The organism is Streptomyces sp. NPDC001219 (assembly GCF_053597915.1).
In genome coordinates this window covers 33835-47810 of sequence record NZ_JBSFJF010000046.1, presented here as the reverse complement: position 1 = coordinate 47810, position 13976 = coordinate 33835, and the positions used below count along the sequence as shown (strand labels likewise).

11 protein-coding genes are annotated in these 13976 nt (G+C 71.3%); 3 read left to right on the top strand and 8 right to left on the bottom strand.

What is annotated here, in order from left to right; genetic code table 11:
* The first annotated feature begins 27 nt into the window (after positions 1–27).
* Positions 28–1665 (top strand): alkaline phosphatase D family protein, encoded by a 1638-nt coding sequence (locus ACWC9R_RS25920; protein WP_450734962.1) that lies wholly within the window; start codon positions 28–30, stop codon positions 1663–1665.
* Positions 1666–1698: 33 nt separating this feature from the next.
* Here the strand turns inward: ACWC9R_RS25920 and ACWC9R_RS25915 are convergent, their stop codons facing one another.
* Positions 1699–2310 carry a dienelactone hydrolase family protein gene (locus tag ACWC9R_RS25915; RefSeq protein WP_450734960.1) on the bottom strand — a complete coding sequence of 204 codons (612 nt, stop codon included), beginning with the start codon at positions 2308–2310 and terminating at the stop codon, positions 1699–1701.
* 112 nt (positions 2311–2422) lie between these two features.
* On the opposite strand from ACWC9R_RS25915, the gene ACWC9R_RS25910 reads away from it, so the two are divergent.
* Positions 2423–3517 (top strand): mechanosensitive ion channel family protein, encoded by a 1095-nt coding sequence (locus tag ACWC9R_RS25910; RefSeq protein ID WP_450734984.1) that lies wholly within the window; start codon positions 2423–2425, stop codon positions 3515–3517.
* 16 nt (positions 3518–3533) lie between these two features.
* Here the strand turns inward: ACWC9R_RS25910 and ACWC9R_RS25905 are convergent, their stop codons facing one another.
* From ACWC9R_RS25905 to ACWC9R_RS25890, 4 genes are all read right to left on the bottom strand, one after another.
* Positions 3534–5129: a Na+/H+ antiporter gene (locus ACWC9R_RS25905; RefSeq protein ID WP_450734958.1), complete on the bottom strand. Its 1596-nt coding sequence runs from the start codon at positions 5127–5129 to the stop codon at positions 3534–3536.
* A 101-nt stretch (positions 5130–5230) separates the two neighbouring features.
* Positions 5231–6172: an RluA family pseudouridine synthase gene (locus ACWC9R_RS25900; protein WP_450734956.1), complete on the bottom strand. Its 942-nt coding sequence runs from the start codon at positions 6170–6172 to the stop codon at positions 5231–5233.
* Positions 6173–6298: 126 nt separating this feature from the next.
* Positions 6299–6901 carry a signal peptidase II gene (lspA, locus tag ACWC9R_RS25895; protein ID WP_450734954.1) on the bottom strand — a complete coding sequence of 201 codons (603 nt, stop codon included), beginning with the start codon at positions 6899–6901 and terminating at the stop codon, positions 6299–6301.
* 122 nt (positions 6902–7023) lie between these two features.
* Entirely contained in the window at positions 7024–7776 is a 753-nt protein-coding gene (locus ACWC9R_RS25890; protein ID WP_450734952.1) for a TraR/DksA family transcriptional regulator, read from the bottom strand.
* A 625-nt stretch (positions 7777–8401) separates the two neighbouring features.
* On the opposite strand from ACWC9R_RS25890, the gene ileS reads away from it, so the two are divergent.
* A complete protein-coding gene (gene ileS / locus ACWC9R_RS25885) occupies positions 8402–11545 on the top strand; it encodes an isoleucine--tRNA ligase (RefSeq protein ID WP_450734950.1) in 3144 nt (1047 codons plus the stop codon).
* A 184-nt stretch (positions 11546–11729) separates the two neighbouring features.
* On the opposite strand, the gene ACWC9R_RS25880 is transcribed toward ileS, so the two are convergent.
* The 3 genes from ACWC9R_RS25880 to ACWC9R_RS25870 all read right to left on the bottom strand — a co-directional run bounded on the left by ACWC9R_RS25880 (position 11730) and on the right by ACWC9R_RS25870 (position 13881).
* On the bottom strand, positions 11730–12845 hold the full coding sequence (locus tag ACWC9R_RS25880; RefSeq protein WP_450734948.1) for a DivIVA domain-containing protein: 1116 nt from the start codon (positions 12843–12845) through the stop codon (positions 11730–11732).
* Between the two features lie 49 nt (positions 12846–12894).
* Positions 12895–13188 carry a YggT family protein gene (locus ACWC9R_RS25875; RefSeq protein WP_450734947.1) on the bottom strand — a complete coding sequence of 98 codons (294 nt, stop codon included), beginning with the start codon at positions 13186–13188 and terminating at the stop codon, positions 12895–12897.
* Positions 13189–13260: 72 nt separating this feature from the next.
* Positions 13261–13881: a cell division protein SepF gene (locus ACWC9R_RS25870; RefSeq protein WP_042162053.1), complete on the bottom strand. Its 621-nt coding sequence runs from the start codon at positions 13879–13881 to the stop codon at positions 13261–13263.
* Positions 13882–13976: the final 95 nt, after the last annotated feature.

Genomic DNA, 13976 nt, shown 5'->3' with positions numbered 1-13976 from the left:
GCTTACCGGCCAGTAGGGTGTTCGGCCGTGACCGATCATGACCAGATCTCGCGCCGCACTGCCGTCACGGCCGTAGCCGCCACCGCCGCACTTCTGCCGTTCGCCGGCACCGCCCACGCCCAAGAGGCGCCGGGCCAGGCCCGTTTCTTCCAGCACGGCGTCGCCTCCGGGGACCCGCTCCCGGACGGCGTCCTGCTGTGGACCCGGGTCACCCCGACCCCAGCGGCCACCCCCGGCTCCGGCCGGGGGCCGGCCACCAAGGTGAGCTGGCAGGTGGCAACCGACAAGGACTTCGGGTCCGTCGTCGCCCGGGGGAGCCTGACCACCGCGGCCGCCACCGACCACACCGTCAAGGCCGACGTCCGCGGCCTGCGGCCCGCCACCCCCTACTACTACCGCTTCACCGTCGACGGGCAGCACTCCCCCGTCGGCCGGACCCGCACCGCCCCGGCCCACGACACCGCCGCCGGCAACGTCCGCTTCGGCGTGGTCTCCTGCGCCAACTGGGAGTCCGGCTACTTCTCCCCGTACCGGCACCTGGCAGCCCGCACCGACCTGGACGCGGTGCTGCACCTCGGCGACTACCTCTACGAGTACAAGTCCGGCGAGTACCCGGAGTTCAAGTACGTCGTCCGCCCGCACTCCCCCGCCCACGAGCTGCTCACGCTCGCCGACTACCGCATCCGGCACGGCGTCCACAAGACCGACCCGGACGCGCTGGCCATGCACGCCTCGCACCCGGTCATCGCCATGTGGGACGACCACGAGTTCGCCGACAACGCCTGGAAGGGCGGCGCGACGAACCACACCCCGGAGACCGAGGGCCCCTGGTCAGCGCGGATGGCCGCCGCGAAGCAGGCGTACTTCGAGTGGATGCCGGTCCGCCCGTCGACGGCCGGCACCACCTACCGCAGGCTGCGCTTCGGCACCCTCGCCGATCTGCACCTGCTGGACCTGCGGTCGTTCCGCGACGAGCAGGCCAAGACGGGCAGCGGCGCGGTCGACGACCCCAGCCGCACGCTGACCGGGCGGGCCCAGCTGGACTGGCTGAAGGCCGGTCTGGAGCGCTCGGACACCGCCTGGCGGCTGGTCGGCACCTCGGTGATGATCTCGCAGGTCGCCTTCGGCGCCGTGCCCGCGAAGCTGCTCGGGCCGCTCGCCGACATCCTCGGGATACCCAAGGAGGGCCTGGCGATCAACACCGACCAGTGGGACGGCTACACCGACGACCGGCGCGAGCTGCTGAGCCACCTCAGCGACCGCGGTATCGACAACACCGTCTTCCTGACCGGCGACATCCACATGGCCTGGGCCAACGAGGTGCCGCTCCAGGCGGCGACCTACCCCGCCGACCGCGCGGTGGCGACGGAGTTCGTGGTCACCTCCGTCACCTCCGACAACGTGGACGACTTCCTGCACGTCGCCCCGCACACCGTCTCGCTGGCCGGGGTCGCCGCCCTCAAGGCCGCCAACCGCCATGTGAAGTGGCTGGACATGGACTCGCACGGCTACGGGGTCCTGGACATCAGCGCCGAGCGCACGCAGATGGACTACTTCGGGGTCTCCGACCGGACCGACCCGCAGGCCACCAGCAGCCTGCTGCGCTCGTATCAGACCCGGTCCGGCTCCCAGCAGATCGAGCGGGCGTACCAGCCGGTCGGCTGACGGAGGTGCCTCCCGTGCCTCGCGGCCTGCCGGTCAGAGCCCGGCGAGGAAGCCCAGCGCCACCTTCCAGGCGCGCTCCGCGGCCTCCGCGTCGTAGTCGGGCAGCTCGGGATCGGTGAACAGGTGGCCGGCGCCGGCGTAGCGGTAGACCTCTACGTCCGCGCCGGCCCGGCGCATCTGGAGGTACCAGGCGTTCAGCCAGTCGTGCGGCTCGTACGGGTCCGGGTCGGCGACGTGCAGCTGCACCGGCAGGTCGTCGGCGACGGCGTCCTCGGGGAGGTCCGAGGTGCCGTGCAGCAGCAGGAGCCCGCGGGTCTTCTCGTCGCCCAGGGCGAGGTTCTGGGCGACCGAGCCGCCGAAGGAGAAGCCGGCGTAGACCAGCCCGCGGTCGGAGTACGGCGCCACGGCCGTGATCGCCCGCTTGAGCAGCTCGTCCTTACCGATCTCGTCCTTGATCAGGATGCCGTCCGGGACCGAGTCCGCGGTCCGGCCGTCGAACAGGTCGGGGACGATCACCTCGTGTCCCGCGGCCCGCAGCCGGTCCGCGGCGGCGTGCACTGCGGGACGCAGCCCGCACACCGAATGAAACAGCACAATCGTCGAAAGCCCGCTGGTCGAGGACTCGGAGGCGGCCGGCACTGACATCACTTCCCTGGGGTTGGATCGCTCTCGCCCCATCCTGCCAGTTACCGTCGCGGGGACCGGGTACCAGCACACCACAGCCCCTCGCACCCCACGGAGGAGGAGTCCCGTGTCCTTGGAGGACGTCCTGCGTCCGGTCGCCGTCATCGGCGGCGCGGTCCTGCTCACGCTCATCCTGGTCTGGCTGACCGACCGCGGCCTGCGCCGGATCGACGCCGCCCATCCCGAGACCCCGTTGTGGGGGCTGCTGCGGCGCTGCCGCATACCGCTGCAGGTGGCCCTGTGCACGGCGCTGCTGCGCGGCTCGTTCGACGAGGCGGGGCTGAAGGCCGCCGCGGACCACGAGGCGGGCGTCGGCCAGGCGCTGACCCTGGTCCTGATCGCGGCCACCGCCTGGCTCGTGGTGCGGGCCGCGGCGGCGATCGTGGAGTCCTCGTACTCGCGCTATGCGGCGAGCGGCCGGGACGCGGCGCGGGTGAGGCGGGTACGGACCCAGGTGACGCTGATCCAGCGGGTGGTGACCGCGGTGGTGATCGTCGTCGCGGCCGCCTCGATGCTGCTGACGTTCCCGGAGATGCGGGCGGTCGGCACGTCCATGCTGGCGTCCGCCGGACTGCTCGGCATCGTCGCCGGTATCGCCGCCCAGTCCACCCTCGGCAATCTCTTCGCAGGGCTGCAGATCGCCTTCGGCGACATGGTGCGGATCGGGGACACCGTCGTCGTGGACGGCGAGTGGGGCACCGTCGAGGAGATCACCCTGACCTTTCTGACCGTACGGACCTGGGACGAGCGGCGGATCACCATGCCGGTGTCGTACTTCACCGGCAAGCCGTTCGAGAACTGGTCGCGCGGCGGGGCGCAGATGACCGGCACGGTGCTGTTCCACCTCGACCACAGCGCGCCGGTGGAGAAGATGCGCCAGCGGCTGCTGGAGGTCCTCCAGGAGTGCCCGGACTGGGACGGCAGGTCCTGGAGCCTGGTGGTCACCGACACCACCCCGTCCACGGTCGTGGTGCGGGCGCTGGTCACCGCCCGGGACGCGGACACCCTCTGGACGGTGCGCTGCGAGGTCCGCGAGCGGCTGCTGGAGTGGCTGCGGACCGAGCACGCCTACGCGCTGCCGCGGATCGCCACCGCGCCGGCCCCGCTCGGGGTCCCGGAGGCCCGCCACGGCGAGGAGCCGGACGCCCGGCAGCTGCCGAAGGGCTGAGCGGCGCGGCCGGGCGTCAGGGCGTGTGCCGCAGGCTGCGCACGTCCAGGTGCCGCAGCACCCGGTCCACGATCTCCGGGTCGGCGCCCGGCTCGCTGCGGGCGGCCAGCACCTCGTGCCGGGCGGCCGAGAGCATCTCGCCCTGGATGCGCTGCACCTTCTTCATCCGGTGGATGCGCTTCTCGAAGAGTTCGCGCCGCTCGTCGTCGACGATGTCCGGCGCGATCCGGGCGCCCATGTCGTACGCCCGGCGCGCCAGCTGGTCGCTGACCTCGTCGGGCAGCTCCTCGACCTCCAGGATCTCCTTCAGCCGCCGCTTGGACGCCTTGATCACCCGGAGCGCCAGCTCCCGCTCCAGCGCGTCGACGGCGTCGGTGTCGGCCCGCACCCGCAGCCTGCGCACCAGCCAGGGCAGGGTCAGGCCCTGGATGAGCAGGGTGCTGAGCACCACAGCGAAGGCGATGAAGAGGATGTCGTCACGGGCCGGGAAGCCGCTGCCGCCGTCGACGCTGAAGGGAATCGCCAGCGCCAGCGCCACCGAGGCCACCCCCCGCATCCCCGCCCACCACATGATGAGCGTCTCCCGCCAGCTCATCGGGATCTCCTCGTCGTAGTCGCGGAGCTTGTGCATCCGCTTGGCCAGCCAGGCCGCGGGCAGCAGCCACAGCAGCCGGACCGCGACGACCACCCCGACGACCGCGGCACCGGCCCCGAGCAGCTGGCCCCAACGGTGCGACGCCGCACCGAAGATGTTGTGCAGCTCCAGACCGATCAGCCCGAAGGCGACACCGGTGACGAGGGTGTCGACGACCTCCCAGAAGGTGTAACCGGCCAGCCGGCCCAGCACGTCGTCCGCGTCGACGGCGTACTCGGCCAGGAACAGCGCGCAGGTCAGCACGGCGAGCACCCCGGACCCGTGGAACTCCTCGGCCAGCACATAGGCGACGAACGGCACCAGCAGCGTCAGCCCGATCTGCAGCGTCGGGTCACCGAGCAGCCCCATCAGCTTGTTGGTGACCCAGCCGAGCAGCAGGCCGACCGCTATGGCCACCACCGCGGACAGCACGAGTGAGCCGACCGCGGCGGGCAGCGAGAAGGTGCCGCTGATCGCCGCGGCGAGCGCGACGTGGTAGAGCACGATCGCGGTGACGTCGTTGAACAGCCCCTCGCCCTCCAGGATGGAGACCAGCCGGCGGGGCAGCCCCAGCTTGCCGGCGACCGCGGTCGCGGCGACCGGGTCGGGCGGTGCGACCAGCGCGCCGAGCACCACCGCGGCGGCCACCGGCATCCCGGGCACCACCGCCTGGGCGACCGCGGCGACCGCGGCCGTGGTGGCGAAGACCAGCGCCACGGCGAGCAGGAAGATCGGCCGCAGGTTGGCGGTGAACTGCCGCCAGGAGGTGCGCTGCACGGCCGCGTAGAGCAGCGGCGGCAGCACCACCGGCAGGATGTACTCGGGCGGCACCTCGACGTTGGGCACGAACGGCAGCAGCGCCAGGACGGCGCCGGCGAGCGTCATCAGCACCGGTGACGGGAGCCCCAGCCGGTCGCCGACCGGAACCATGACCACGGCTCCGAGCAGCAGGACGAACATCAGAGCCAGCTGGTCCACGGTGGCTACGCTCCGGGGTGGGTCCGGTCATTGTCCGCCCCCAGCCTGCCACGAAGCCGCCGCCGGCCCGCCGTGGCGGCCCCGGTACGGCCCCGCCCGCGTCAGCCGCTCTCGTGGCGCACGGTGTCGAGGGCGTGCTGCAGATCGTCCGGGTAGCCGCTCTCGAACTCGACCCAGCGGCCGTCCGAGGGGTGCTCGAAGCCCAGCCGGACCGCGTGCAGCCACTGCCGGCCGAGGCCCAGCCGCTTGGCGAGGGTGGGGTCAGCGCCGTAGGTGAGGTCGCCGACGCAGGGGTGGCGGTGTGCGGCCATGTGCACCCGGATCTGGTGGGTGCGGCCGGTCTCCAGCTTGATGTCGAGCAGGCTGGCCGCGCGGAACGCCTCGATCAGGTCGTAGTGCGTGACCGACGGCTTGCCCTCGGCGGTGACCGCCCACTTGTAGTCGTGCTGGGGGTGGCGGCCGATGGGGGCGTCGATGGTGCCGCTCATCGGGTCGGGGTGCCCCTGGACCAGGGAGTGGTAGCGCTTGTCGACGGTCCGCTCCCGGAACTGCTGCTTGAGCAGGGTGTAGGCGCGCTCGGACTTGGCGACCACCATCAGGCCGGAGGTGCCGACGTCGAGACGGTGCACGATGCCCTGGCGCTCGGCGGCGCCGGAGGTGGAGATGCGGTAGCCGGCCGCGGCCAGGCCGCCGATGACGGTCGTCCCGGTCCAGCCGGGGCTCGGGTGGGCGGCGACCCCGACCGGCTTCATGATCACGACGATGTCGTCGTCGTCATGGACGATCTCCATGCCCTCGACGGGCTCGGCGACGATCTCGACGGGCGGAGCGGCCTGCGGCATCTCGACCTCCAGCCAGGCGCCGCCGTGCACCCGCTCCGACTTCATCACCTCGGCTCCGTCGACCCGGACCTTTCCGGCGGCGGCGAGTTCGGCCGCCTTCGTACGGGAGAAGCCGAACATCCGGGCCAGCGCGGCGTCGACGCGCTCGCCCTCCAGGCCGTCCGGTACGGGCAGGGTGCGGATCTCGGGAATGGTGCTCACCCCACGAGTATGGCAGTCCCGCGGTGGTGTCCTGCCCGGGGCCGGACCACGGCACCGGGGCCCGGGCAGGGGCCCGCCGACCGGCACCACCAGCGGCTCCTGCCCCGGCCGGCCCCGCCTCGGGTGTCAGTCCTTGTGCACGGTCCCGTCGGGGTCCAGCCCGCGGAAGGAAAGGATCACGATCAGCACACCGCCGCAGACGATCGCGGAGTCGGCGAGATTGAAGACCGCGAAGTGCGCCGGCGCGATGAAGTCGACCACCGCGCCCTCGAAGACGCCCGGCGCACGGAAGATCCGGTCGGTGAGGTTGCCGAAGGCGCCGCCGAGCAGCAGCCCGAGCGCGATCGCCCAGGGCAGGCTGTAGAGCTTGCGGGCGATCCGGAAGATGACCAGGATCACGGCCGCAGCGATGATGGTGAGGAAGATCGTCAGCGCCTCGCCCATGCCGAACGCGGCACCGCGGTTACGGATCACCGTGAACCGCAGCAGCGTCCCGATCACCTCGATGGGCGCGTGGTGCTCCAGCTTCGCGACGACGAGGAGCTTGCTGCCCAGATCGAGCAGGTAGACGACGAGCGCGACCAGCAGCAGCGCGGCGATCCGCCGCTTGCCACGGCCCTTGCCCTGCTCCGGCTGCACCGGCCCTCCCCCTTCGGACCCCGTCACGGGGTCCGCTCCGGAACCCGGCTCGGGTTCCGGCGTACCGGTGATGCGTTCGGCCTCTGCCACGTGTGCGTCCCTCAGCCCGTTTGTGTCCCCGGCCGGGCCGTGCCCGGCTGAACCACGAGAGTACGACACACGCGTGCGGGCGCGGGCGGTACGGGTGCCGTCCGCGCCACCCGGTGCCGCGCTCAGCGGCGCTCCTGCTGCTGTTTGCACTCCACGCACAGCGTGGCGCGCGGGAAGGCCTGCATCCGGGCCTTCCCGATGGGGTTCCCGCAGTTCTCGCACAGCCCGTAGGTGCCCGCGTCCAGCCGGCCGAGGGCCCGTTCGGTCTGATGGAGCATCTCGCGGGCGTTGGAGGCGAGCGCCAGCTCGTGTTCGCGGGTGATGTTCTTGCTGCCGGTGTCGGCCTCGTCGTCGCCCGCGCCGTCCCCGGAGTCGCGCATCAGCCCGGCGATGGCGTCCTCGGCCGAGACGATCTCCAGCCGCAGCCGCGCCGTCTCCTCCATCAGCTCGGTCCGCGCCTCGGCGACCTCCGCGGGCGTCCAGGGGTCCTCACCGGGGCGTACGGCGAGTTCGCCGGGCGCCGCGGCCACCCGGGCCATGGGCACCGCGGACTCGTCGTCGTGCGCCGTGGCCGCTGCGGCCGCGGTCTTCTTCGCCACCACCGTCTTGGCTCCCGTCTTCTTGGCGGACACCGCGGCCGTCTTGGCCGGCGCCTTCTTCGCGGCCTTCTTGGCCGTCGTCTTCTTCGCCGCCGTCTTCTTCACGGCCTTCTTCGCCGCCTTCTTGGCCGGTGCCTTCTCCGGCGTGGTCGTCGCGGCCGCCGTCTTCCTGGCCGCGGCCTTCTTCGGAGCGGTCCTCTTGGCTGCAGGCTGCTTCGCGACGGCCTCGTCGGCAGGCGTCGTGCTCTTCTCCGCGGCGGTCTTTTTCGCCACCATGGCCGCGACCCCTTCACATATGTGACTTTGTTCGCGAATCGTGACGGGAACGATAAATCGCCACACGCCACGCGGCAACGGGACGCACCGCCCGCCCGGCCCCGGCCCCGGCCCGGCAGTGCGGTGCGCCGCGTCCGTGCCCGCTCCCCGCCGGGCCGGACCCGCCCGTGGGAGGCGCGGCGGGCCGCTGGCCATTCGGGTCAGCGCACGGGGCGGGGCCACCGCCCGGCGACGGTCCGGGCCACCGTCGTTCGGCGTCCCGCCCCGGCCCCCGGCCCTCCGCCGGAAATCCGGTCGGCCGCTGTGGGCGCGGCCCCGTACACTGGGCGCAGCGACAGGCATTGACGGGGACGAGTAGCGCCGTACGCAGCCAGCAGCGACCCGGGGACGGTGGAAGCCCGGGGGCGTGCACGACGTGAAGATCACCCCGGAGCCGCCGGAAGAAAGCTTTGGACAGTGGGCTCCGCCCACGGGCCTCGGGCCCCCAGGGCGAGTAGAACCGGCAGCGCGACCCCAATGAGGGGGCGGTGCAGCGACACCGCCAAGGAGGGTGGTACCGCGGGAGCCGAGGCTCTCGTCCCTCCGGACGGAGAACGCAGCAGGTGTCCGCCGGAGGAAGCCCCCGATGAGTCCGCAGCCCCAGTATCGCCAGGTACCCGCCCAGGTAGACCTGCCCGCCCTTGAGCACGCCGTGCTCGAGTTCTGGCAGGAGCAGAAGGTCTTCGCCCGTACCCTCCAGCAGTCCGAGGGGCGGCCCGAGTGGGTCTTCTACGAGGGCCCCCCGACCGCCAACGGTATGCCCGGCGCGCACCACATCGAGGCGCGCGTCTTCAAGGACGTCTTCCCCCGGTTCCGCACGATGCAGGGCTACCACGTCGACCGCAAGGCCGGCTGGGACTGCCACGGCCTCCCGGTCGAGCTGGCCGTGGAGAAGGAGCTGGGCTTCAACGGCAAGAAGGACATCGAGGCGTACGGCATCGCCGAGTTCAACGCCAAGTGCCGGGAGTCGGTGACCCGCCACACCGACGCCTTCGCCGAGCTCACGACCCGTATGGGCTACTGGACCGACCTGGATGCCCCGTACCGCACGATGGACCCCGACTACATCGAGTCGGTGTGGTGGTCGCTGAAGGAGATCTTCGGCAAGGGCCTGCTGGTCCAGGACCACCGCGTCGCCCCCTGGTGCCCGCGCTGCGGCACCGGCCTGTCGGACCACGAGCTGGCCCAGGGCTACGAGAACGTCGTCGACCCCTCGGTCTTCGTCCGCCTCCCGCTGACGTCCGGCCCGCTGGCCGGCCGGGCCGCGCTGCTCATCTGGACGACCACCCCCTGGACCCTGGTCTCCAACACCGCCGTCGCCGCGCACCCCGACGTCACCTATGTCGTCGCCACCGACGGCAGCGAGCAGCTCGTCGTCGCCGAGCCGCTGCTGGAGAAGGCCCTCGGCGAGGGCTGGACCGCCACCGGCGAGTCGTTCACCGGCCGCGAGATGGAGCGCTGGGCCTACCAGCGCCCCTTCGGCCTCGTCGAGCTCGACGGCGCCAACATCGTCGTCAACGCCGAGTACGTCACCACCGACGACGGCACCGGCCTCGTCCACCAGGCCCCGGCCTTCGGTGAGGACGACCTCAGGACCTGCAAGGCGTACGACCTCCCGGTGATCAACCCGGTCCGCCCGGACGGCACCTTCGAGGAGCAACTGGCCCTGATCGGCGGCCAGTTCTTCAAGAAGGCCGATGAGGCCCTGGTCGCCGACCTGGACGCCCGCGGCCTGCTCTTCCGGCACCTCGCCTACGAGCACAGCTACCCGCACTGCTGGCGCTGCCACACCGCGCTGCTCTACTACGCCCAGCCGTCGTGGTACATCCGCACCACCGCGGTCAAGGACGCCCTGCTCCGGGAGAACGAGAACACCAACTGGTTCCCCGAGTCGGTCAAGCACGGCCGCTTCGGCGACTGGCTCACCAACAACATCGACTGGGCGCTGTCCCGGAACCGCTACTGGGGCACCCCGCTGCCCATCTGGCGCTGCGAGGAGAACCACCTCACCTGCGTCGGCTCGCTCGCCGAGCTGACCGAGCTGACCGGCACCGACCAGTCCGGCCTGGACCCGCACCGCCCGTACATCGACGCGGTCACCTTCCCCTGCTCCCACGAGGGCTGCACGCTCACCGCCACCCGCGTCCCCGAGGTCATCGACGCCTGGTACGACTCGGGTTCGATGCCGTTCGCGCAGTGGGGCTACCCGTACCGCAACAAGGAGCTGTTCGAGAAGCGCTACCCGGCGCAGTTCATCTCCGAGGCCATCGACCAGACCCGCGGCTGGTTCTACACCCTGATGGCGGTCGGCACCCTCGTCTTCGACAAGTCCTCGTACGAGAACGTGGTCTGCCTCGGCCACATCCTCGCCGAGGACGGCCGGAAGATGTCCAAGCACCTGGGCAACATCCTCCAGCCGATCCCGCTGATGGACCAGCACGGCGCCGACGCGGTCCGCTGGTTCATGGCGGCCGGCGGCTCCCCCTGGGCCGCCCGCCGGGTGGGCCACTCCACCATCCAGGAAGTGGTCCGCAAGACGCTGCTGACGTACTGGAACACCGTCGCCTTCCAGGCGCTCTACGCCCGTACGTCCGGCTGGGCGCCCTCCGCCGCCGACCCGGCCCCCGCCGACCGCCCGCTGCTGGACCGCTGGCTGCTCGGTGAGCTGAACACTCTGGTCGAGCAGGTCACCGAGTCGCTGGAGTCCTTCGACACCCAGCGCGCCGGCAAGCTCCTCTCCTCCTTCGTCGACGACCTCTCCAACTGGTACGTCCGCCGCTCCCGCCGCCGCTTCTGGCAGGGCGACGCGGCCGCGCTGCGCACCCTCCACGAGGTCGTCGAGACCGTCACCCGTCTCATGGCGCCGCTCACCCCCTTCATCACCGAGCGGGTCTGGCAGGACCTGGTCGTCCCGGTCACCCCGGACGCCCCGGACTCCGTCCACCTGTCCACCTGGCCGGTCGCCGACCGGACGCTGATCGACCCGGCGCTGTCCGGCCGGATGCAGCTGGTGCGCCGGCTGGTCGAGCTGGGCCGGGCCACCCGCGCCGAGTCGGGCGTGAAGACCCGCCAGCCGCTGTCCCGCGCACTGGTCGCGGCCCACGGCTTCGCGGACCTGTCCGACGACCTGCGCGCGCAGATCGCCGAGGAGCTCAACGTCAGCTCGCTGGCCTCGCTGTCGGAGGTGGGCGGCTCCCTGGTCGACACCACCGCCAAGGCGAACTTCCGTGCCCTGGGCAAGCGGTTCGGCAAGGGCGTCCAGGCGGTCGCCAAGGCCGTCGCCGCGGCGGACGCCGCGGCCCTCTCCCTCGCGCTGCGCGAGGGCACGGCGAGCGTCGAGGTCGACGGCGAGACCGTGTCGCTCGCCCCCGACGAGGTCATCATCACCGAGACCCCGCGCGAGGGCTGGTCGGTGGCCTCCGACGCGGGCGCGACGGTCGCCCTCGACCTGGAGATCACCCCGGAGCTGCGCCGGGCGGGCCTGGCCCGCGACGCGATCCGGCTGATCCAGGAGGCCCGTAAGAACAGCGGCCTCGACGTCGCCGACCGGATCGCGCTGCGCTGGGAGTCCACCGACAAGGAGGTCCGCACGGCGCTGGCCGACCACACCGGCCTGATCTCCGACGAGGTGCTCGCCACGGACTTCACGCCCGGCGAGGCGGACGGCTCCTACGGCCCCGCGTTCACCGACGAGAGCCTGGCCCTCACCTTCCGGCTGCGCAAGGCCTAACCGCCCTAACGGCACACCCGCCGTGACGTCCCGAGCCCCCCGGCGCCATCGCACCGGGGGGGCTCCGCCGTCCCCGCACACCGCACCGCACACCCCGCACAAGTCCACGCAAAAGGGCCGGGCCCCGAAGGAGTGTTCCTTCGGGGCCCGGCCCTGATTGCCGACTGTGCGCGCTACGCGGACGTCAGTTGTCGTCCTCGTCGATCAGGAAGCCGCGCATCGGCGACGGCGTCTGCTGCATCGGCTGCGGGCTCTGCGGACGCACCGGAGCCATCGGCTGGGTCATCGCCGGCGACATCTGCTGCTGACCGCCGTAGGACGGACCGTTGCTGGACGGACCGGCCATGGAGTGGTTGCCGCCACCCATCGACTGACCGCCACCCATGGTGTGGTTGCCGCCCATGGTGCCCGCACCGGCCGACGCCATCGAGGGCGACGGCGGCAGCGAGGGGGCAGCCGCCGGGGTGCGCGGCGGAGCCAGCGAGTCGTCCGCCTGGTTCTCCAGCTGACGCAGCTGGCTCTCCAGGTAGGACTTCAGCCGCGTGCGGTACTCGCGCTCGAAGCCGCGCAGGTCCTCGACCTTGCGCTCCAGCGTCGCGCGGGCCGACTCCAGCGAGCCCATCGCCACGCGGTGCTTCTCCTGCGCGTCCCGCTCCAGCGCGTCGGCCTTGGCGCGGGCGTCCCGCTCCAGGCCCTCGGCACGGCTGCGGGCCTCGCCGACGATCTTGTTGGCCTCGGAACGGGCCTCCGCGATCGCCTGGTCGGCGGTCTGCTGTGCCAGCGACAGCACGCGCGCCGCGCTGTCACCACCCGGGCCGCCCTGCTGGCCACCGGGGCCGGGCAGCTGCGGTCCGCCGGGGCCGCCCATCGGGCCGCCCATGGGGCCACCGGGGCCCATCGGACCGGGGCCGTGACCCTGCGGGCCGTGACCACCGGGACCAGGAGGCAGCTGAGGTGCTCCACCGGGCAGTTGGGGAGGTCCACCCATCCCCTGCTGCTGCTGCGGCGGCACCGGCTGCGGACCGGATATGGCGGCGGGCACCGGAGCCCCCGGACGCTGCTGCTGCTCCTGCTGCTGCTGGTCCGGTCCCTTGCGCAGGCCCTGCTGCTGCTGGTTCTGCGCGGCGGCGCGGGTGGCAGCGGCAAGCTTGGCGCGAAGGTCCTCGTTCTCCCGCAGGAGCCGGGTCAGTTCGGCTTCGACCTCATCGAGGAAGGCATCGACCTCGTCCTCGTCATAGCCTTCTCGGAGGCGGACGGTCGTGAACTGCTTGTTCCGCACGTCCTCGGGGGTCAACGGCATCTCTACTTCACCTCAACGTAGTCGTCGGCAATCGGCAAGACCGTATCGTTCACACCAACAACACCGACCTCACGACGGTGATCAGGATGAAAACGATGATCATCAATACGAAGAAGGACAGGTCGAGCGCCACGCCCCCGAGACGCAGCGGCGGGATGACCCGCCGCAGAAGCTTGAGTGGCGGATCAGTGACAGTGTAAGCGGCCTCAAGAACGACCACCATCGCCTTGCCGGGTTGCCATGAACGGGCGAACTGGAAGACATAGTCCATCACCAGCCGGAAGATCAACACGATCAGGAAGCAGTACAGCGCGATGTAGATCACCTGACCAAAGACACTCATCTCGCGCGGTCCCTCTCCCCTTGCCTTGCTCCTGTGTTGGCCTCACGGCCTCGGTGTGCCCGGTGTTGCGTCTCAGCTCTGGTTGAAGAACCCGCCCTCTGCGATACGGGCCTTGTCCTCCGCCGTGACATCGACGTTAGCAGGCGACAACAGGAACACCTTCTGCGTCACCCGCTCGATGCTGCCGTGAAGACCAAACACCAAACCGGCCGCAAAGTCGACAAGTCGCTTCGCGTCGGTGTCGTCCATCTCCGTCAGATTCATGATCACCGGAGTGCCCTCACGGAAGTGTTCCCCGATGGTACGGGCTTCGTTGTAGGTCCGGGGGTGGAGTGTGGTGATGCGGTAGGGCTCCCGCTCGGACACAACCTTGGGCATGATCACCGGTGCGTTCTTCTCCAGATTCGGACGGTCGGGTGTGATGGATGCCACGGGGGCGATTCGCGCGGGTCGTCCGTTTTCCGCGGCAAGCGGGGCCGGTTCACGTTGCGCCGGAGGCGTCACGGCACGGACGGGTTCCTCCCGTTCCGGGGGGATTTCGGCCTGCACCGGGTGCTGTTGACGCCGTCCCCGGTCGGGCTCCGGGTCAAGCTCGGGCTCGAACTCGTCATCGGGGTCGAACCCCCGGCCGTCGTACCCATCGTCCTCCACGAGGCCGAGGTAGACCGCCATCTTGCGCATCGCGCCGGCCATTCTCTGCGTCCTCCGCTCTGTGGTGGATCGGCTCCGTCACCAGGGGCCCTGAATCCACTCGGCCTGCCCCGTTTTTTACGGGAATGACCATATTT